The organism is Paraburkholderia sp. BR14374, assembly GCF_040948685.1.
Classification (GTDB): Bacteria; Pseudomonadota; Gammaproteobacteria; order Burkholderiales; family Burkholderiaceae; genus Paraburkholderia; species Paraburkholderia youngii.
The window spans coordinates 1-20,289 of the sequence record NZ_JBFPKF010000027.1; the positions used below are offsets into that span (position 1 = coordinate 1).

At 61.7% G+C, this 20,289-nt stretch carries 17 protein-coding genes and 3 pseudogenes; 11 read left to right on the forward strand and 9 right to left on the reverse strand.

Annotated elements, in window-relative coordinates; translation table 11 throughout:
- Nucleotides 1-473: 473 nt before the first annotated feature.
- Entirely contained in the window at nucleotides 474-2,906 is a 2,433-nt protein-coding gene (locus AB3X86_RS34100; RefSeq protein ID WP_368599372.1) for a glycoside hydrolase family 15 protein, read from the reverse strand.
- 196 nt (nucleotides 2,907-3,102) lie between these two features.
- Between AB3X86_RS34100 and AB3X86_RS34105 the strand changes: the two genes are divergently transcribed.
- The 5 genes and pseudogenes from AB3X86_RS34105 (at nucleotide 3,103) to AB3X86_RS34125 (ending at nucleotide 5,452) form a co-directional block, all read left to right on the forward strand.
- On the forward strand, nucleotides 3,103-3,435 hold the full coding sequence (locus tag AB3X86_RS34105; protein WP_368599373.1) for a hypothetical protein: 333 nt from the start codon (nucleotides 3,103-3,105) through the stop codon (nucleotides 3,433-3,435).
- Between the two features lie 179 nt (nucleotides 3,436-3,614).
- A pseudogene (locus AB3X86_RS34110) lies at nucleotides 3,615-3,755 on the forward strand (hypothetical protein); the annotation flags it as partial.
- Nucleotides 3,756-3,879: 124 nt separating this feature from the next.
- A complete protein-coding gene (locus tag AB3X86_RS34115; protein WP_368599374.1) occupies nucleotides 3,880-4,308 on the forward strand; it encodes a tyrosine-type recombinase/integrase in 429 nt (142 codons plus the stop codon).
- Nucleotides 4,309-4,596: 288 nt separating this feature from the next.
- Nucleotides 4,597-4,815: pseudogene (locus AB3X86_RS34120) on the forward strand (alpha/beta fold hydrolase); the annotation flags it as partial.
- Nucleotides 4,816-4,993: 178 nt separating this feature from the next.
- Nucleotides 4,994-5,452 (forward strand): MEKHLA domain-containing protein, encoded by a 459-nt coding sequence (locus AB3X86_RS34125; RefSeq protein WP_368599410.1) that lies wholly within the window; start codon nucleotides 4,994-4,996, stop codon nucleotides 5,450-5,452.
- Here AB3X86_RS34125 and AB3X86_RS34130 read toward each other — a convergent pair.
- The gene (locus AB3X86_RS34130) at nucleotides 5,387-5,731 is read right to left on the reverse strand and encodes an NAD-dependent epimerase/dehydratase family protein (protein WP_368599375.1); all 345 of its coding nucleotides are present in this window, start codon (nucleotides 5,729-5,731) and stop codon (nucleotides 5,387-5,389) included. The genes AB3X86_RS34125 and AB3X86_RS34130 overlap by 66 nt on opposite strands.
- A gap of 477 nt (nucleotides 5,732-6,208) precedes the next feature.
- On the opposite strand from AB3X86_RS34130, the gene AB3X86_RS34135 reads away from it, so the two are divergent.
- The 3 genes and pseudogenes from AB3X86_RS34135 to AB3X86_RS34145 all read left to right on the forward strand — a co-directional run bounded on the left by AB3X86_RS34135 (nucleotide 6,209) and on the right by AB3X86_RS34145 (nucleotide 9,652).
- Nucleotides 6,209-7,450, forward strand: a complete 1,242-nt coding sequence (locus AB3X86_RS34135) for an FkbM family methyltransferase (RefSeq protein WP_368599376.1) — start codon at nucleotides 6,209-6,211, stop codon at nucleotides 7,448-7,450.
- A 209-nt stretch (nucleotides 7,451-7,659) separates the two neighbouring features.
- A pseudogene (locus AB3X86_RS34140) lies at nucleotides 7,660-8,807 on the forward strand (diguanylate cyclase).
- 191 nt (nucleotides 8,808-8,998) lie between these two features.
- On the forward strand, nucleotides 8,999-9,652 hold the full coding sequence (locus AB3X86_RS34145; protein ID WP_368599377.1) for a cytochrome b/b6 domain-containing protein: 654 nt from the start codon (nucleotides 8,999-9,001) through the stop codon (nucleotides 9,650-9,652).
- A 48-nt stretch (nucleotides 9,653-9,700) separates the two neighbouring features.
- Here the strand turns inward: AB3X86_RS34145 and AB3X86_RS34150 are convergent, their stop codons facing one another.
- A complete protein-coding gene (locus AB3X86_RS34150) occupies nucleotides 9,701-10,156 on the reverse strand; it encodes a CHRD domain-containing protein (protein ID WP_176106716.1) in 456 nt (151 codons plus the stop codon).
- A 338-nt stretch (nucleotides 10,157-10,494) separates the two neighbouring features.
- Here AB3X86_RS34150 and AB3X86_RS34155 point away from each other — a divergent pair, with 338 nt between their 5' ends.
- The gene (locus AB3X86_RS34155) at nucleotides 10,495-11,703 is read left to right on the forward strand and encodes a GGDEF domain-containing protein (protein ID WP_368599378.1); all 1,209 of its coding nucleotides are present in this window, start codon (nucleotides 10,495-10,497) and stop codon (nucleotides 11,701-11,703) included.
- 120 nt (nucleotides 11,704-11,823) lie between these two features.
- Here AB3X86_RS34155 and ilvD read toward each other — a convergent pair whose 3' ends face one another.
- From ilvD to AB3X86_RS34175, 4 genes are all read right to left on the reverse strand, one after another.
- Entirely contained in the window at nucleotides 11,824-13,686 is a 1,863-nt protein-coding gene (gene ilvD, locus AB3X86_RS34160; RefSeq protein ID WP_368599379.1) for a dihydroxy-acid dehydratase, read from the reverse strand.
- Nucleotides 13,687-13,956: 270 nt separating this feature from the next.
- Nucleotides 13,957-15,102 carry a branched-chain amino acid ABC transporter substrate-binding protein gene (locus AB3X86_RS34165; protein ID WP_176106719.1) on the reverse strand — a complete coding sequence of 382 codons (1,146 nt, stop codon included), beginning with the start codon at nucleotides 15,100-15,102 and terminating at the stop codon, nucleotides 13,957-13,959.
- A gap of 286 nt (nucleotides 15,103-15,388) precedes the next feature.
- Entirely contained in the window at nucleotides 15,389-15,820 is a 432-nt protein-coding gene (locus AB3X86_RS34170; protein WP_368599380.1) for an NUDIX domain-containing protein, read from the reverse strand.
- Nucleotides 15,821-15,843: 23 nt separating this feature from the next.
- A complete protein-coding gene (locus tag AB3X86_RS34175) occupies nucleotides 15,844-16,491 on the reverse strand; it encodes a LysE family translocator (protein ID WP_368599381.1) in 648 nt (215 codons plus the stop codon).
- 157 nt (nucleotides 16,492-16,648) lie between these two features.
- On the opposite strand from AB3X86_RS34175, the gene AB3X86_RS34180 reads away from it, so the two are divergent.
- Entirely contained in the window at nucleotides 16,649-16,846 is a 198-nt protein-coding gene (locus AB3X86_RS34180; RefSeq protein WP_368599382.1) for a hypothetical protein, read from the forward strand.
- Between the two features lie 132 nt (nucleotides 16,847-16,978).
- Here the strand turns inward: AB3X86_RS34180 and AB3X86_RS34185 are convergent, their stop codons facing one another.
- Both AB3X86_RS34185 and AB3X86_RS34190 read right to left on the reverse strand, forming a co-directional pair.
- Nucleotides 16,979-17,959: a substrate-binding domain-containing protein gene (locus tag AB3X86_RS34185; protein WP_368599383.1), complete on the reverse strand. Its 981-nt coding sequence runs from the start codon at nucleotides 17,957-17,959 to the stop codon at nucleotides 16,979-16,981.
- Complete coding sequence (locus tag AB3X86_RS34190) at nucleotides 17,956-19,335, reverse strand: leucine-rich repeat-containing protein kinase family protein (RefSeq protein ID WP_368599384.1); 1,380 nt, start codon at nucleotides 19,333-19,335, stop codon at nucleotides 17,956-17,958. The genes AB3X86_RS34185 and AB3X86_RS34190 overlap by 4 nt, the downstream gene beginning before the upstream one ends.
- Before the next feature lie 299 nt (nucleotides 19,336-19,634).
- Here AB3X86_RS34190 and AB3X86_RS34195 point away from each other — a divergent pair, with 299 nt between their 5' ends.
- On the forward strand, nucleotides 19,635-20,258 hold the full coding sequence (locus AB3X86_RS34195) for a methylated-DNA--[protein]-cysteine S-methyltransferase (protein ID WP_368599385.1): 624 nt from the start codon (nucleotides 19,635-19,637) through the stop codon (nucleotides 20,256-20,258).
- The last annotated feature ends 31 nt before the right edge of the window (nucleotides 20,259-20,289 follow it).

Below are 20,289 nucleotides of genomic sequence, written 5' to 3' on the forward strand. Positions count from 1 at the left end.
CGCGTCAGAGAGATTTAGCTTCTCGTCGGCGTCGTGATGGCTGCGAAGGCAGTCGAACGCGCCGCTGGGCTCCGGTTCACGCGCCGCATCGTTATGCCATCGCGTTTCCACACGACCTGGGTCGGTTTCACCCGTTCGCCAATACTTCGGGTTGGCCGGCGACGCTTGCTTGCTAACTGCCGGGTTCGGCCACTTCCTGCCGCTCGCCTAAGCCATGCAGTGGCCACTCGAACGGCGGGTCCACTCGGGAACCTGCCGGATGCTAGAGGCGTACTTGTCCGCCATGCCGACAGTCGCCGATCACAGGGTGTGCGGCGGCTGAAGATCGCTTTGAGGACCTTGTCCCCCCACTTTGAAGGCAAAGAGCGGCCGCCTTCGTGTAAGGACCTCCCAAGCCCTGCTCGCGCACCGCAAGCGAGGTAACAGGGGCTTTTTAGGCTTGAACTGGTCTGGCCATTAGATCGAACCCACTGCTACCTCAGCGAGACGGCATAGTTGACTCCCTTCCACGTCTGGGTCGACGTCCAGAAAAACGTGAATACGCGCGAAGACCCGGCTTGGGCTGCTGCTGTGACCAGATCGACATAGTAGATGTCGACCGCCGTCGCGGTCGCGTCGATATCCTGCCACGTGGCCCAGTTGTCGCTTGAGCAGCGCAGACGGAAAGGCGAAGGCCAGGTGATGCGAAGTGTTGCGCCAGCCGGAATCGACGGCACTGGACGGGCAAAGTTCCAGATTTCTATCACGCTTGGAGCGCGCGGTGACTGGCCCGGCTGAAGCTGATAGCGGTTGGCGACGACGTCAAGGCGGTCAAAGACGACACCGTCAGAAATCGAGCGAACCAGCTTGATGTATTCCGCGTGGGCCCATGCGAGCGGCATGGCGGAGCCGGTCGGGCCGCCGGTCGTCAAGGCTGGGAGATCTGGCATATCCCATACCTGTTCGGGAAGGAGACGTCGCTCGCCCGCGAACCTCTCAAGCGCGCGAAGATAGATTGTCGGATCTCCGCCGGCGGCCAGTTCATAGTGGCCGCGTTCACCACTGAGCAGCGGCCACGGGCGCCCGATGCCGGTGCCGGTCCACGCTTGACCCTCAGAGCCTTGGCCGTAACCGTCGTGGTTGTACCGATAAAAGACCGGGCCCTGCTGGAGATCTTTTCTGATGACCGCGTCAACCACTTTTACTGAGTCGACGATGACGGGGTCGTTTGCGGCACGAATGCCGTAGCGCACCAGTTCGAGAAAGCCCGCGTCCACGATTTCGTTTGCGTTGTACTCGCTACCCGAGACCCCTATTTGGGTGGTATTTGGATCTTCTGGGAAATTGAAAACGCCATTGACGTACGCCGGCAAGATTCGAATGTAGTGCCGGGGCACGCCCGGAACCAACGAGCCTTGGGTGGTGACGCACCATGATTCGAGGTGCGATTCGAGGAAGTCCGCGTATTCGAGAAGAAACTGGGCGGTCTGGGCGTTCGCCCATTTTGTGGCACAGACCAACGCAGCGATATTTGCCGCCAGTGTGGAAGGGGAATACCCCCCCTGTTCTTCCCATCGCTCCTCGGCAGTCATGGGACCGTTCGCTATCAGAGCGCCTGCCGCAGCCAGCACCATGCCGGTGGGATCGAACTGTTGCAGTAGCCCGTCCTCGCTCAAGTGGTAGGCCAGGATGATGGGGAAGGAGAATTCGTCGAGCTGTGCGACACCGCCGGGCCAGGGCTCGCCGTTGATGAAAAACTTCTGCGGAAAACTGCCATCCTGCGATTGCGACGTAGCGAGAAACATCAGTGCGCGCAGCGGCGCATCCTTTGCGCCAGCGGCGAGCAGAGCGAGGGCGCTTTGGCACATGTCGCGCGGCCAGACCATGTGGTAACCCGCCACCAAGTCCCATACCGTCTGTCCCCATGGGATGCTCAACGAAGCCACCAAGGCGCCTTCGGCTGTCTTATCCTCGTGCGCCAGCAAAACGTTGCGGCTGAGGTTGAAAAGCGCATCACCATCGCCCGTCACGTTAGCTGCGGGTTCAAACGGCGGAGGTACAACCGCGTCCGTCCAGCCTTTAAGGAATGCCTGACGGTGGCTGTATGACTCCGGGGGTCCGTCGAATGGATAGGCCAACGCCTCCGATACGGCGGTCAGCGCCTTGTTGGGGGTGCTGGGTACCGTATCTCTTGGTTCGTCGACGCAGAACGCCAGAGCCAGAACGAATTGATTTCGCCCTGCGCGGTTGATCTCTGCAGTCATCGCGACATACCCGCCCGTGGCCGCGTCGAAATTCCAAACCGGCAAGCGCTTGTTGGCGATGATGTCGGTCCAGCCGTCGTTCACGCCCACGAAGCCGCAGCTGGCCATCCCAAAGCCGCAGTCGGCGCCCAACGCCAGCCAGTAGTTACCGCGGGTTGCGACGAGGCGATCGCCATTCGCGGTGCTCACTCGTTGAGCGGTGTTGCCCGCGCCGTAGCCGCCCATGTGCGGCGTCAATAGTGCGTAGACGTGCAGCTTGTTGAGGAAATCCTGATCTCCCTGCAACGTTGTGCTGACCAGCACGCAGGGCGAACCTTTCTCTGCGATGACGTCCTGCACGACGGTGTACGGCTGATCCTTTGCCGTAGCGGTTAGCCGGAAGGAAAGGGCGGGCGCATCAGGCCACTCACATCGGCAATCGAAGTCCTTCTGCGCGTCGTGAAAGAATGTCGAACCATCGGTAATGATCAGTTGGAAGTCGCGCACTTGAGGGGTATCTACATCCGGGAAGTAGATCTCCGTGAGGATGCCCCCTGCTGCTGTGTACCAGACCTGGCTCGACAGCGAGTAGGCCGTGCCGACGGCGTCCTTGTCCGCCCGACTCCAGCTTAGCGGGACCCCCGGTGCGCCTGGAGCCGGAGCCGAGTCAAGCAGCTCTGCCATGGTCTACTCCGTGATGGTTAAGGCTCCGGAAAAGGTCGTGTGTGGGAGACTGGCCGACCGGGCCGGACAGCGCGCTCAATCAGCATAGACGAAAACAAGCACAACTTTCTGAAATCGCAGCGTTCGCATTTTTGCAGGCGCGAGTGACCGCTGGGGTCGTCTGAAAGGCTTGCGGGGGGCATCGCTCGTGCCGCGCATGCCGGTCTCGGCGCCATTGTGCGCCGTCCACAACGGAGGTCGCAAAGGCGCAGCGACGCCGCGCTTCAGTGCGACGCTGTCCGTTGACGTGCGCAACCAGCTCAGTGCGCGCGACGCGGAACTGGCCGTCATCCGTGCCGCGGTTGTCGAGAACACCGTGGTGCAGCTGCAGGCGCAGCTGAAGGACGCCGGGACAGCGGCGGCCGAGTCCGCCCGTCAGCATGCCAGCGGACTGGCCGCCGAACGCGCGCGCTATGACGGGCTTTCGAAACAACTGCTGCGGGAAACCGCGCACCAGCGCGAGACCTTCCAGACCGAACGCACGCCTTGAGGGGGAACTCGCGCGCGCGGCCGAGCGCCTTGGGGCCTTCGAGTCGCTGCGGGACCGGCTGCTCACCGAACTGACGGAGGAGCGAAATTCGCGGCAGCACTGTCGCCGATGACGCGCAGGCCGTCAGGCTCTTCCTGCGCGAGCGGGCGTCGCACTCACCCCATACGCTGCGCGCCTGCGTGACGGAACTCCGGCGGCTCGCGGCCTGGTGTACACGCGAACGCCTGGGACCGCTTTCCGACCTGACGCGGCAGGACCTGATGGCATACCGCGACATCCTGCACGCGCCGCAGGCCGATGCAGCGGGGAACGTGCGGCGCGCCGCCCCCGCCACCGTCTCCCGTGCGCTCGCCGCGGTCTCGAGCCTGTTCGCCTGGTGGCGACGAGGCCCGGCAGTGGACCCTGCACGTCAACGGCAAGGGCGGCAAGGAGCGCGCAATTCCCTTGCCGTCAACCTGCCTGCCAGCCTTGCACACGTACCGGCGTTTGCGGGGGCTGCCCGCGGAGCCGCCGCCAGGCGAACGATTACCGCTGATCCACAGCGAGCGGAGTCGCGCGCTCGGCGCGAGCGGGCTTTATGACGAGGTGCGGGCCGTGTTTGCGCTGGCCGCGATGCGTGTGCCGATAGCGGACGGCGCGATGCGGGCAGCATTGGAGGCGGCCTCCACGCACTGGCTGCGGCACGGCTATGCCCGCACGCTGGTGGTCGACCACCGCGTGCCGCTACCGGTCGCGCAGACGCTGCTGGGCCACGCGTCGGTGCAGACCACGGCGGCCTATGTGCACACCGACATTTCGCAGCTTAGGGCGTTTGTCGAGGGGAGTTTTGCCAAAGAACGCAGTGATCCGCTCTCTCCTCCCCGCACGAAATAGTTCAGGGGACAGAGATGCAGAGCATCAATCGCGGAGCGTCACTTTCTATTTAACTCAACGCTTTTGTTTGCAAAAGCGCCACGATCCCTAGCGCGGCCCGCATACTGACGGCCCCAACCGTCCACGATCAAGAAAAATTAGATCTAAAGTTCAATTACTTACGTTGATTGAAAATCAAACCAACTTCAATGATTAATTTGAAAATTCAAACCAACTACTGCTTCAACCTTGTGCAGATAGATCGCAAAGCCGGCCTAAACTACCGTCCAAATTCCGGTTTAGCGCCCGGAAACTGACCAGGCGGAAGATCTCAAGGCGATTACTGTCCCGACGCTCGTACTGCATGGAGACGACGACCAGATCGTACCGATCGCCGATGCGGCGCTGAAGTCGATCAAGCTGTTAAAGAACGGGACACTGAAGACGTACCCCGCTTTTCCGCACGGCATGTTGACGGTGAACGCAGAGGTGGTCAACGCGGATCTGCTCGCCTTCTTGCGCAGCTAACGTTAAGCATAGGCCCGCTTCGGCGGGATTTTTGGTGCGGCAATGGTTTCGATCGGCCGCTCGACACCGTTGTCCCCGTCAGGTCTCGGTTGTTCGACTTGGATGCGCCATTCATGGACAATCTGGATCAGGATTCCGTGATCCAGTGTCCCCAATGTTCTTCGTCGAGATAAACCCGATGATTCCACTCCACCGTAATCCGGCTTTTTACCAACTCCTTTCCGACAGTTACGCCCGGCTAGTCGGTCACCGGCTGGTTCCGCACGTCATGTCCGTTATTGAAGCGACCGAATGGCTATATGAACATGCCCCATTCGCGGTACTCGCGCACAATACCGATCCGGACCCGGTCTTTATTTACGGCAACAAGGCCGCACAGCGCCGCTTTGGATATAGCTGGATTGAAATCACCAGGTTGCCGTCCCGGCTTTCCGCCGAGGCCCCGAATCGTGAAGAACGGCAGCAATTCCTCGAACGCGTGCAGCGGCTCGGCTACGAGACGAACTACAGGGGCGTGCGTGTTACCAAGTCTGGCGAGCGCTTCATCATCGAGCAAGCCACACTGTGGCAGCTACTCGACGCGGACGGCACACTGCACGGCCAGGCGGTGGTCATCCCACGCACGCGCGACATCTGATCGCGCGAAGAACTGTGTGGAATGCACGATCGTGTATGGCACGCCCGAATCGCGCTTTGCGAAAGCCGGTCGGTGCCGACGACAGAAAGCGCCGGTTGCCGGCGAAGCCGCGACGGCGGTATGACCGCGCTCACGCAGATTCTTCACCACCTTGCTGCCGATAAGTCCCGTACCGCCAATGACGATGATCTTCATGTAGTTTCTCCGTGCGATATTGCCTCTACAGATTGCCGCCGCGCGTGGCGCCATATTCGGCGTGCGCGGGCGGCGGCGGTCCATCCACGAGCGATCTTACGTACGCGCTGCTTCCTGCGGTAGGTCCTTGCCGGCGCCCACAGTGTTGCGTGCGGAACATCAATCAACAGGGCTTCGATTGTTGCCGTTCGGACAGCACGGTGAACGCATTCGCGATACTACTGACGTTCGCCCGCCTAACTAAAATCGCTCACACCCGCGGAAGTGGAGTTCTGGAAAAATCCGGAGTTCAGCAAGACGGTGATGCCCGAATAGGTTCCTCCCGCCCTTCGCAAGGCTGCGCGTCATCACCTAGGCATTGCCCCGATCATCGTTATTTCTACAATACCCCATCCGAACAGAATGAAGGCAAAGGACTTACGCGCGCTTGTTGGGCCGGCCAAGAAAATAAATTGCTGGAAAGCTCAAAAAACACGTAACCTATAAAGAACATGCCTGCGGCTAAACTCCCCCGCCGCACGTTTAGATTCTTAATGCAGTCATCGGAAAAGACATTTCGAGATGGAACTGATTCAGAAAATAGCATCGGCTTATAAGTCGGGCGGCACCCGAAACTTGCTAAGACGTGCCTTTAGTTACATTGATACTCGCGCTCGCTTGAAGCTCTTCAGTGCAGCGCCACCGTTTCTCGGAAAACCAAAGAATGATTCAGCCGTAAAGATTCTTGCGAAGCAAGCAGGGGACGAACAATCAATCGAGATGCTGATGTGGCTTGTTCCCAATCTCAATTCGCTGAAATCGGATGATCAGTTGACCATTGCGGTCCCAAACTACTGGAAAAAGGTATTTGGGATGGTTCGTCCGTTGTTGCTGAACGGCAGGCTGGAACTGTGTCCTATCGGAGAATATTCTCCGCAGGTGCGCTTGATGGTAATCAACCGGGCAATGTTGAATCAGATTCCGCCACAGTACGCAGAGAGGATCGCGCAGATGCAAGTCCCGTTTGCGAATGGCGCTTATATCGTTATTGCCGACAGGAGTCTCCGCCTCGGTACGGTGGCCAATCCCGAGTCACCGATGCACCTCGCGCAGCAAGTGGCGAACAACAAGGCGCCCGGCGACGTAGTCATCGTAAGCAGGTACGGTTTTCAGTTTGCGGTGCGAACCGGCACAATGGATGAGGGTATTGTCGATGAGGTAAGGTCCGAATATCTCGACCAACTTTCAGGAATCGACTTCCATGGCACTACCGTACTCGATCTCGGCGGCCATATTGGTTCGTTCTCTATCCAGGTCAGTGCGCTGTTGAAACAGCCCATGCAGATAATCATTGTCGAGCCGGCACCTCGTAATGCCGAGTTGATTCGCAAGAACATCGGCCTCAACCAGCTCCAATCTTCGATCGAGCTGAAGGAGATGGCGGTGTCTTCGGCGTCTGGCGTGGGCACGCTGTTTATTAGCTCCGACAACACTGGCGGAAATAAGCTGAACATGGTCGAGCATTCCTCAGCGGAGACAGTCGAGGTCCCCGTTACGGATTTTCCGACGCTACTGCGGGGCTTTTCGTCGGAAGTCCTGGATTTGTTGAAGATTGATGTCGAAGGCTCGGAGCATGCCATTTTGTTTCCACACGGCCGACTGTTGTCACAGAGGGTTCGCTTGATCGTTGGCGAGGCAGGTGGATCTGATAGGGGTGACGGTTTGGCATTTTTGCGGTTCCTCGAGCAAAATGGCTTTACCGTGAGCCATAAAGGCAACGAATCCCAGTTGATTTTCCTGGCGGTTAACAAGCATCTCAACTAGTGGTTGCTGCTGCGCACAGACGTAATGGCGCTCTACTCCATCGCGCTGCTTTGCACGACGTGCACTGGGACACCGATGCCACGACCGCTACGTGCTTCCCCGCGACCCATTCCGTTAGCATTTCGCAAACATGCGCGGCATTTGCCGTTATCCCATATGTAGTCTCCAACCTTTCCCCGTCATTGCGGGGACGCGCTCTGAAGTCAGCGATGAAAGTCGATCTAGCCACCCTATACCTTCTCGTGATTGGAACCTTATTAGCCAGTTCCGCCATGATGTATCGGGAACACTCGTCTCATCCGAAGCGCAGCAAGGAATTGCGAACGCTGGCGATCGGCTATGCCACCCTCGGACTGGGTTGCGCGGCGGCCTTGTTTCGGGTTCAACTGCTCGGCGCCGCTGGCCCCGCAGTGAGTAATCTCGTGATTCTCACCGGCTATCTGCTCGTCCTCGACGGTGTGGCAATGTTCAACGGCCGGCGCTATCTCGCGAGTTCGATCGGTTTGCTCGTGCTGACGGCGCTCACGTGGACGGTAGCCGGCGTGCGTTGGCAGGCTGCCGTCTGGATGTACGTCAGCGCCATCGCGATCGCGCTGGCTTCCGCCATGACGTCGCTCGAACTGCTGCGAGGCGACGGCATGCCGGCGGTTCAATCCCGGCGCGTCGCCGTGGTGGTCACGGGCATCCACGCGCTGTTTTACGTCACCCGGGCTTTCGTGCTGCCATGGATGGTGTCGATCTTCGGGCCACGCGTGCTGGCTGTCTCCAGCGAAATCACGATGTACGAAGGAGTTCTCTACTCGATCATTTTGCCGATGACCTTGCTCCGGATGACCCGGGAAGACTCGGCAATCGAAAGTTGTTTTTCGAAGAGGGCGAGCGGGCCATCAGCGACCACCAGACACATCGACGACCCGTCACGCTCCTCGCGTTCGACCTCGACCACTTCAAGAGAATCAATGACCGCTATGGACACAAGACCGGCAACGAGGTCTTGAGATCATTCGCGGAAACCGTTCGAGCCGTGACCGGCAGGGACGCAATTCTTCGCATCGGCGGCGAAGAATTTGCCGCCCTGTTGCCCGGCCACGACATCGAACGCGCAAGAAAGGTGGGCGAGACCGTTGCCAGCCGGTTCGCTGCAATGTCCCATGGCGCCGACGGCGACCGGATTCGCGCCACCGTCAGCATTGGACTCGCCGAGTCGAGTCGCGAAACGGCTTCCCTCGCCGACCTGCTCTCAGCCGCCGACCAGGCGTTGTATCGAGCCAAGTCGCTAGGCGGCAACCGGCTCGAACAGACGCCAAGGGCTGCGTTCCTTGCCGATAGCTACTCCGCGGATCGAAACCAGATTTGATCGCTCAGTAATGTGGCATGCACCTTCATATCCGTAGTGTTCGTCAAATTTTCGCCAAGGTACGTCAAGCATCGGTGAGAGGTATGCTTAATCGCCCGCCACCGCCCGAGCTCACATCGCCAAACGGCCGCTTGCGCACCTAGGCCCAACACATGGATGCACACAAACCCGTCACGCGGCCGACACAGCCAATGCCCCGTTCCGTGCTGGTCTGGGACGCGCCGGTGCGACTGTTTCACTGGCTGGTGGTCGTGCTGGTCGCTGCGGCTTATATCACCTTGAAGCTGAACTGGATCGACTGGCACGTGCGCGTCGGCGAGACGCTGCTCGCCCTGGTTATTTTCCGGCTGCTGTGGGGCTGCTTTGGCAGCGAGACCGCGCGCTTTCGCAGTTTCGTGGCGTCGCCCGCGGCCGCGCTTCGTCATTTGCGCCGGCTGTTTCATCGCGAACCGGATGTGCAGGTCGGCCACAATGCAGCCGGCGGCTGGATGGTTCTATTTCTGCTCGCCTTGCTGCTGACCGAGACGCTAAGCGGGCTCTACGTCAACAACGACATCGCCGACGAAGGCCCGTTAAGCGAACTCGTGCCCGCGTGGCTCGCCAACGCAATCTCGGCGCTGCATGGGCTGGTCTGGTACGTGCTGCTCGCGGCCGTCGCACTGCATACGCTCGTGATCGCCGTCTACGCGGTAGCGAAGGGACACGACCTGCTTCGTCCGATGCTGACCGGCTACAAACTGCTGCCCTCGTCCGTGGACGCGCCGCGGCAGGCGCCAGCGATGCTGGCGCTGCTGGCGCTCGGCGTCGGCGTTGCCGTGGTGATGCTGCTCGCGGCATATCTGTGAGCAAGCCGCGCACCCGATCTCGCCGCGGCTACCGTGCCTGCTTCAGCTTCACTTCGGCGGCGTCACCTGGCCACGAATCTCGCCGTCCGGATTGTTCTTCGTGTGAACGTTGATGTACATCTCACCCGCTTCGAACATCTTGGCTTCGTCCGGAGATAGCGTGGCCTGACCGGTGATCGGGCTCGTCACCTCTGTGGAGCCTTTCTGCGAGATCCAGACTTTTACGCCGGCGTTTTTACCGGCCGGCGCGGGTCCGTGGAAGTGCGCCATCGTGGTCGGACTCGTCAATCCGCTGAAGGTGATGTTCCAGGTGACGACCCGTGTGCTGGCGTCGTACGTGAGCTTGGCGTTGCCGCTGCCCGGAGTTTGCACCGGTGGAACCTGTTGAGCGCCCGTCAAAGGCACCGCGAACGAAACGGGCGCCGCTTGCGCCAAGGTCAGCGTACCCGCTAAGGCCAAACCACCGAACACCATGAAAGCGCGCCGCGTGATGGATCGTGACATCTGGTTTTCTCCTGTTGGGTTTGCCCTTGATGAACGGGCGATTATTGAAGACTGCAGAAGAGCTCGTCGACGTCGTAGACAGCCGAACAAGTGAGTCAAGCATAGACGCAAGCCGGCCGTTACGCGAAGTTCGCATCAGGCCGAACTCTGGTCAGGGCATGACGACCGCCCCATTACGTCGACGTCCCACAAGTGTGGACAGCGAGCCGAGAGAAAAACGCTGGGCGAAAACCGTTGAAAAATCGATCCAAAGCGAAAAATTCTTCCGGTACGATATGCGCTTTGCGCGAAGGCAGCGGATGTAACCGGCGCGACCTCGTATTGCGCCAGGCGCCTTCATGGATCACACCCATCGTTACGCTGCCATGTCCATCCCGAACGCGCTAATCGGCATTGCGATTCTGTCCTGCCTGATGAGCGTCGCCGTTCTAGGCTCGCTGTTTCACACTCAGGTTCCGGGGATACGCCGTTGGTGTGTGGCGAGTGGTCTGCTGGCCGTCATGGCCACGCTCCTCCTGTTCCGTAGGTCTGATCTCGTCGTACTGGGCGCGAGCGTATTGCTGCTCGTCGCGTCGCTCCTCGCGATTCACGGCTTCCGGCAATTCTTTCATCGGCCGCCATCGGTAATCTGGGAGTACGGCGCGCTGTGCGCGATCCTGGCGGGACTCGTTTATTGGACTTACGTGTCGCCTGACGTCAGTGCCCGGGGCGCGATGATCTCGGGTTTTCTCGCCTACATCCGATTTGCGATCGCCTGGATCGTGCAACGGTACCGGCCGGCGGGCAGACCGAAATACGGCTACCACTTCGTGGCTATTGCAGCGGTGTTGGGGGCGATCGTCCACGCAGCCCGCTGCGTCGTATATGGGTCGGGGCTAGCGCATGAATCGGTCTTTCTGGAGGAAACGCCGCTAAACGTCGCATTTCTCGGCATGGCGATACTAACTTTGCCATGCCTGTCGGTCGGCATGGTAATGCTGGCTCATGACCGGCTGGCGGAGCGGATGGAACGCCTCGCCACCATCGACGATCTGACGGGCGCGCTCGGACGGCGCGCTTTCATCGCGCGCGCGGAGGCGCTGTTCGAGTTGGCAAAGGTGGCGAAGTCGAAGCTGTCCATCGCGATCCTGGACATCGATAACTTCAAGGGCATCAATGACCGATACGGGCATGCAGCCGGCGACCAGGCCCTTGCGCATGTTGCCTTGACGATATCGCGCGAACTACGGCAAACCGACGTCCTTGGCCGCATCGGCGGTGAAGAGTTTGCGCTGCTGATGCCACTGACCGGCAAAGACGAAGCGGCCCATCTCACGAACCGGTTGCGCGCACTCGTCGCGGCGTCTGTTGCGCGTGCTCCGACCGGCGACGTCGCCTGCACACTCAGCGCTGGCGTCGACGAATTCGATAATGGCGATACCGTTGCCTCGGTGATGGCGAGAGCCGACACGGCGCTCTATGCAGCGAAAGCCAACGGCAGAAACTGCGTGATGGTTGCAGCATCTTCGCAGCCTGCCGATAGCCTCGTTTCCAGTTTTCCGGCTTAAGGAAGGTTCCGCGCTGGGCACTGCCACTGCAAAAAAAAACCGGCATGCGGTCGCCCGCATACCGGTCTGTGTTCGGCTCGTCGCGTCACCGCGAACAGGGCCGTCGCGCTGATCCGCGCTTTACTTGCGCTTCAATTGCGAAATATCGCGCACCGCGCCGCGATCGGCCGAGGTCGCGAGCGCCGCATAGGCCTGCAATGCCTGCGACACGACACGCTCGCGATGGGTCGGCTGCCATGCGTCGGCGCCGCGCGCTTCCATCGCCGCACGACGGCGTGCGAGCTCTTCATTCGACACCGCCAGATGCATCTTGCGCTGCGGAATGTCGATCTCGATCACGTCGCCGTCTTCGACCAGACCGATCGTGCCGCCTTCCGCCGCTTCCGGCGACGCATGGCCGATCACGAGACCCGACGAGCCGCCCGAGAAACGGCCATCGGTAAACAGCGCACAGCTCTTGCCGAGGCCCTTCGACTTCAGATACGAAGTCGGGTACAGCATTTCCTGCATGCCCGGACCGCCCTTTGGACCTTCGTAGCGGATCACCACGACGTCGCCCGGCACGACCTTGTCACCGAGAATCGCATCGACCGCGTCGTCCTGGCTTTCGAACACGCGCGCGCGGCCCGAGAACAGCCACTGCGATTCATCGACACCCGCGGTCTTCACGATACAGCCCTTCTCCGCGAGGTTGCCGTACAGCACCGCGAGGCCGCCATCCTTCGAATACGCGTTTTCCTTGCTGCGGATACAGCCGCTCTTGCGGTCCGTGTCGAGCGTCGCGTAGGTCGCTTCCTGGCTGAACGCGACCGTGGTCGGAATGCCGCCCGGCGCCGCGCGGAAGAACTTCTGCGCTTCGTCGCCCGCGCCGCCGGCGATGTCCCACTTCGCGATCGCGTTGCCGAGCGTGCCGCTATGCACGTTGCCGCACGACAGATCGAGCAGGTCCGCGCGCGCGAGCTCGCCGAGAATACCCATGATGCCGCCCGCGCGATGCACGTCCTCGATGTGGTATTTGTCGGTCATGGGCGCGGCCTTGCACAGGCACGGCACCTTGCGCGAGATGCGGTCGATGTCCGACATCGTGAAATCGACGCCCGCTTCCTGTGCGGCTGCCAGCAGGTGCAGCACGGTGTTGGTCGAGCCGCCCATCGCGACGTCGAGCGTCATCGCGTTCTCGAAGGCCTGCTTGGTGGCGATGCTGCGCGGCAGGACCGAGGCATCCTCTTCCTGATAGTAGCGGCGGCACAGATCGACGACCAGGCTGCCCGCCTGCTCGAACAGCCCCTTGCGCCATGCGTGCGTCGCGACGACCGTACCGTTGCCCGGCAGCGCGAGGCCGATCGCCTCGGTCAGGCAGTTCATCGAATTCGCCGTGAACATGCCCGAGCACGAACCGCAGGTCGGGCACGCGCTGCGTTCGACTTCGGCGACTTCGGCGTCGCTGATCTTCGGATCGGCCGCCTTGATCATTGCGTCGATCAGGTCGATCTTCGCGATCACCTGGCCGTCGGTCGGCGACTTGACCTTGCCCGCTTCCATCGGGCCGCCCGACACGAACGCGACCGGGATGTTCAGGCGCATCGCGGCCATCAGCATCCCCGGGGTGATCTTGTCGCAGTTCGAGATGCAGACCATCGCATCCGCGCAGTGCGCGTTGACCATGTACTCGACCGAGTCCGCGATCAATTCGCGCGACGGCAGCGAATACAGCATGCCGCCGTGACCCATCGCGATGCCGTCGTCGACGGCGATCGTGTTGAATTCCTTCGCCACGCCGCCGGCCGCTTCGATCTGCTTCGCGACCAGCGCGCCCAGGTCGCGCAGATGCACGTGGCCCGGCACGAACTGCGTGAACGAGTTCACGACCGCGATGATCGGCTTGCCGAAATCGTCGTCCTTCATGCCGGTCGCGCGCCACAGCGCGCGGGCGCCGGCCATGTTGCGGCCATGAGTCGAAGTGCGTGAGCGATAGTTGGGCATCTGTATCCTCAGGTATTGCTGTTATCGGTTTTGAGCGCCGCGCGGGCGTGGGGATCGCAGCGCGGAGTCGGCGCTGGAAACGAATAGTGCAAGAACGCCTGTAAGACGTCCAATATATTTTTTCTGCGTGATTAGGTCGCAAAAAATATTAATCGATGCAGCGACCGCTTAGCCGCTCTACGCCGCTCGACTTCAGTCAAGGCAAAGGGCCGATGAAGCGGTGCTTCATCGGCCCTTCGTGCTTTCAACGCTTTTGACGCGTCTGCGCTGTTACATCTTCACGACGTCGAGCAGCGACTTCTTGCCATCCTTGTAGTCGTACAGCGAGATCACGCCATGCTGAAGATCGCCCTTCGCGTCGAACGTCGTTTCACCGGTCACGCCCTTGTAGTTGGTGCTCGACACCTTGGCCAGCACCTTCGCCGGGTCGGTCGAGTTCGCGCGCTTCATGGCGTCGACGACGATATACACCGCGTCGTACGTGAACGGTGCGTCGAATTCGATCGGATGACCGAAGCGCTTCGTGTACTTCGCCGCGAATTGCGCGCCGCCGTTCATGCGCTCGACGGCCATGCCGGCCTGCGAGCACACCACGTTGCCCGCCGCCGGACCGGCGAGGTCCGCAAGGCTTTCGGTGCACACGCCGTCGCCCGACAGCAACTTCGCGCGCAGGCCCAGCTGACGCGCCTGCTTCGCGAACGGACCGCCGGTTGCGTCCATGCCGCCGTACATGATCGCGTCGGGATTCTCGCCCTTGATCTTGGTCAGGATCGCGCGGAAGTCGACCGCCTTGTCGTTGGTCGCGTCGTGCGAGACGACCTTCAGGCCGAGCGACTTCGCGGTCTTTTCGAATTCGTTCGCGAGACCCTGGCCATAGGCGGTCGAATCGTCGACCACGGCTACGGTCTTCACGTTCAGGGTCTTCGCGGCGTAGGCCGCGAGTGCCGGACCTTGCTGTGCATCGGTCGCGACGACCCGGTAAGTCGTCTTGAAGCCCTGCTGCGTGTAGGCCGGGTTCGTCGACGACGGCGAAATTTGTACGATGCCCGCGTCGCTATAGATCTTCGATGCCGGAATCGACGCGCCCGAGTTCAGGTGGCCGACCACCGCGACGACCTTGTCGTCCACGAGTTTCTGCGCGACCTGGGTTGCCTGGCGCGGGTCGCCCGCGTCGTCCTGCGCGTCGAGCACGAGCGTGACCTTCTGACCGTCGATCGTCAGACCCTTCGCGTTGATTTCCTCGATCGCGAGGCGCGCGCCGTTTTCATTGTCCTTGCCGAGGTGGGCGGAGCCGCCCGTCAACGGACCGACGTGACCGATCTTGACGACCTGATCCGCATTTGCCGTACCGGCAATGCCCGCGAATGCGACGACTGCCGCGCTGAGCGGCAGCAGTTTGTGAAGCTTGAACGACATACGACACATCTCCTCTTTACTTACCTTGCCAACCGGACGGCTGGACAATTCGCCAGCTCCGCCATTTTTGGTGCAGCACGATAACGCAAAACCGGCGCAAGCGACAAATTCCCGCGCAATGGGGATTGGCGCGGCGTCAATAAGCGGTCGTTTCGTTGCTCTATTGAAGCGAGAGATTGCGCGTTCGATTTGCTGAGGGAATCGTCAGTAAAAGTGACGAAATAAGCGGCAACTCAGCCAATAAAGCTGAATCTCGCGCTTATTCTTCGGCAACGGTACGGAGCAATCAAGGCTTGAAATCGGCGAGCATCACGCCCTCGCGGATATGCGCGAGAGCGGCCGCCACATAGTCGACGATCGGCGCCGGCGGATGGTCCGGCTTCGCCCACACGAAGCCCGAGCACTTGTGCGGCTCCATGTTCGCCGGTTCGCCTTGCCATGAACGGCACGCGAAAAAGAAGCTGATGCGGTTCGTGTCCGAGTCGCGCCGCATCACGAGCTTGAATTCGAGTTCGCCGGGCGCAATCGTCACGCCCGCTTCTTCTTTCGATTCGCGAATCGCACACTCTTCGATCGATTCGCCAGGTTCGAGATGGCCGGCAATCAGCCCGTACTGACCGTCCCTGAAACCGGTATTCGCCCGCTGCATGAAAAGGCACTCGCCCTGCCCGTTCAGAAACAGCACGTTCACATCGACGACGCTTTGCATTCGGCTCATTTGCTTGCAGCCATCGTGATGGACTAGGTGCGCTGAGCGGTCAGCAGCTTGATGCCGAGCGCGACGAAGACGAGGCCGCTGCCGCGTTTGATCGCCGCGATCCACCGGCTGGCTCCGACGCGCTTATGGATACCTTGCACGCCGAGCGAATAAATGGTGTGTACGAGCGCGACGGTGACCGCGATCGTCAGATACATCACGATGAACTGCTCCGGCAGGCCGCGCTCGTGGTCGATGAATTGCGGCATGAACGCCGAAAGAAAGATCATCGTCTTCGGATTGCTGCCCGACACGAGCAAGGCTTCGCGGAATACTTTGCTGCGCTCGAACGTATGAGCGGGCGATGCGACGCCCGTGGGCCGCGCGGCCTGCGCTGCCTGCCTGTTGCCGCCGCCGCGCAGTTGCCTGATGCCGAGATACATCAGATAACCCGCGCCGAGCACTTTCATCGCGACGAAGAGCGGCGGCAGTGTCGTCAATACCGCGCCGACACTGAGCGCCACGAGCGCGACGACGACTCCTTGCGCGAGCAGATTGCCGGCAACGCTCGCGGCCGCGCCGCGGCTTCCATAGCGAACCGAGTTGCGGATCACCAGCAGAACGTTCGGTCCCGGCGAAATGGTGGTGAGCAGATAGGCAGCGGCGAAAAGCAACCAGGTATGGAATGACATGGCAGGTCCGGGAGTTCGTTGTGATCGGATTCCAACAGACCAGACATGATGACACGGAAAAAAAACGCCGCGACCGGCGTGATCGCGCGGACCTCCTGAAGCGGCCTTCGATACGCGCGATCGAGATCGCCGAGATATAGAGCGTGGTGGTCGCGCCTTGCAGCACCTGGTAGCCGATCTTGCGCTCGATGAATTCGAAGCTCAGATTGAACGTCGAGAAGAACAGCACGACAAGCAACGCGAGTTCGCACCACACGACGGTAATCTGCCAGCGCAGCGAAAGCCTCAGCAACAGATAGCAATTGGCGACCAGCACGGCAATCGCGACCGCGCCGCCCAGCAGCTTCTGCAGTAAGGCCGCGTCGATGCCGAGCGCGGGCACGCCGTGGTTGATGCCGGCCATCCAATGCGGCGCGGGCCGCGCACGCGACCTGCTATCGGTGTTCGACGCGCGGCGGCGGCAAGCGGCACAATCGCGCGCCCCGCCTCAACGTTTCGAGGCCGTCACCAGTTGCAGCGGCGTCTCGATCACCCTCGACAGCTCGCGCTGCTTGCGTCGCTCGGTCACCGCCTTTAATGCGAAGTCGATGCCGAACACCGTCTGGCGGTCGGCGAACTGGTTCATCGTCGCGAGCACGCGGCCGTCGGCGAGCAGCGGCTTGATCGCATCGATCGCGTCGTAGCCGGTGACGTAGACACCGCCGCCGCGGCCCGCGTCGCGAATCGCGTCGACCGCGCCCATCGCCATGTTGTCGTTGCCGCATAACAGCGCGCGAAGCTGCGGATGCTCGGCCAGCATCTTCGCGGCGACGTCGCGGCCCTTGCCGTACTCCCAGTTACCCGACTCGACCGCGACGACCTGCACCTTCGCCGCATCCATCGCGTCGCGGCTGCCGGCCGTGCGCTGCTGCGCATTGCTGCTCACCGAAATGCCTTCGATGATGCCGACCTGATCGCCGGGCTTCAGCCGCGTGGCCAGATACTGGCCGACCTGTTTCGCGCCGCTGCGATTGTTCGGCCCGACGAACGGCACCGAGATGCCGGCGGCCGCTTGCGTCGCGTCGTCGAGCGGGTTGTCGATCGTGATCGTGATGATGCCGGCCTTGATCGCGCGTGCAATCACCGGGATCAGCGCCTTCGAGTCGGTCGGCGCGATCACGATCGCGTTCATCTTCGCCCTGATCATCTCGTCGACCATGCGGATCTGCGCGGCGGTGTCGGTCTGCCTTGCCGTGCCGCGAATCGTCAGGCTGAATTGCGACGAGAAGTGCTGCTGGTAATTGCGCGCGGCGTCGACCATCGCGACCGTGAACGGGTCCGACATCGATTTGAGCACGAGCGCGATCTTCGGTTTCGTGCCGGGCGGTACCTGGGCATGGGCATCGTCCGCGAACCGCGCGACGCCGGTGAGACCGGTTGCTGCCAGCGCGCCCGCGAGCAGCACGCGGCGGCGCATGTTCTGCGTCATGGCTTGACTCCTTCGCGGAAGTGCTGGTTGCGGACGGACTGGTCGCGGATGTGCCGATCGAACGACGCGACGCTGGCGACGATTTCGTCGAACAGCGGCCGGCTGTCGATGTCTTCGCTCAGACAACGCGTCTTCAACGCGGCCAGTTGCCCGGCGATGTCCGCTTGCGCGTCGCAACGCTCCAGCAGTTCTTCGAGCAGACAGCCGTACGCCCTCACTTCGAGCCGCTGCAACGCGATGGCGAGCTCGCGATCGCCGCCATCGAAAAACGACGCCGCGCCGAAATCGCCGAGCAGCGCGCGCCCCGCGCCGCCGTGCAGGATATTGTGCGCGTACAGATCGCCATGCATCACGCCACGCCGATGCAGATGACTCGCGACCTTCGCGATACCGCTCGCGATACCGTGCACCGTCTCGAGGTCGAAGCACGCGTCGTCGCGATAGATATCGCGGGTGCACGATGCGAGGCTCGGCGGACCGGCCAGACTGGCGAAGCGCGGATCGATCAATCCCATCACGAGGCCATGCGTGTCCGACGGATGCCCGATCACCTTGCCGAGCACGGGAATCAGGTTCGCATGTTCGCCGCCGCGAATGCAAGCAGCCATTTCGCAGTCGGGCAAACCGTCGCTCGTCACCGCGCCCTTGAACAGCTTGACGGCGACCGCACGCGGCGCGGGTTCGTGGTCCGCGTGCAGCGCCGCGCGATAGATGAGGCCCGATGCGCCCTCGCCCAGCGGCCGTTCGAGCCGCAATGCATCCCAGCGAATGCCGCTGATCGGTGTGCCGATGAGCGCCGCCTGTTCGAGCGCCGCGTTGAACGGATTGCCCGCATACGCGAGCCACGCAAGCCGCGGCAGACGCAGCAACCAATGCGGTAACGCGTCGAACCGATTCGCCGCGAGCCGCAGCAGTTCGAGCCGCGTGCATGCGGCCAGTTCCTCGGGTAGCGCGCGCAGCCGGTTGCCGGCGAGCATCAGCTTCTGCAGTTGCGTGCAGCGGCCGAGTTCCGCGGGCAAGCTTTCGATGTCGTTGTCGGTCAGGATCAGCCAACGCAACAGCGGCGGCAGCGCGCTCGCCGGCACCTCGCGGATGCGATTCGACTTGAAGCCGATCATGCTCAGTTGCGCGCATTCGCCGAGCACACCGGGCAGTTCGGTGAACGGGTTGTTGGACGCGAACAGGATGCGCAGTTTGCGCAGGCGCGGCAGATCGTCGGGCAGCGTCGTCAGTGCATTGTTCGACAGGTCGAGCACTTCGAGCGTATCGGCGAGATCGAAAATCTCGCGCGGAAATTCGCTGACACCGCACGCGAGTTTGAGTTCGCGCGTACCCGCCAGTTGCCCGGCCCGCAGTTGTTCTAAAGTCGTGGTCACAGTCGTGGGAAAGAAGATCGGGTAGCGCGCGCAGCGCGTCGTACCGAAGCTCTCGATTTTACTGAGTCAAAGGCCATCTGGGGTTCTCTGCGGTACAGTGACGTGATCGCCGCGACGCTCACGACAGTCGCGGCCGCGTCGAATGCGAATGAGACAGCAATATCCGGAGGGCGTTCAGGCGACGCGAGCGGGACACTCCCGAGTATCGGCGCAGCCTTCATACGGCTTTCCGCGTCCGGTCGTTCAAGCACGTCCGTCTCGCGGGTCTTGCGCCTCCACCCTGTCAGGAGCCTGAGAAAGTGACGTACGCATACAAGTTGATCGATTCGCCGGTCGGTCAGTTGAAGCTCGTGGCGAAAGGCGAATGCCTTGCCGCGATTCTATGGGAACGCGACAAGCCGAATCGCGTGCGACTCGGCGAAATGAGCGAAGCGAACGAGCTGGCGGTGCTCGTCGAAACCGAGCGGCAATTGCGCGAGTACTTCGCGGGCACGCGCCAGACCTTCGATCTGCCGCTCGATTTTCAGGGCACCGAGTTCCAGAAGCAGGTCTGGCGCGCGCTGCTGACCATCCCGTTCGGCCAGACGCGCAGCTACTCGGAGATCGCGCAGCAGATCGGCAAGCTCAATGCAGTGCGCGCGGTGGGCGCGGCAAATGGGCGGAATCCGATTTCGATCGTCGCGCCGTGTCATCGCGTGATTGGCGCGTCGGGCGAGCTGACGGGGTTCGCCGGCGGCCTCGCCAACAAGATGCTGCTGCTTTCCCTGGAGGCGGGGCAGACGTCGCTCGAAGCAGCGGCCGATGACGCGCAACGGCCCGCGCCGGAAGGACAGGCAGCGCGGCCGGTCAGGGACGATGCACCCGAGAAACCGGCGCATCACCCGCCGAGCCGGGGAACGCAGGGATCGCTGTTCGGTAGCTGAAGCCGCGCAGATACAGCACAACGCGCCACCC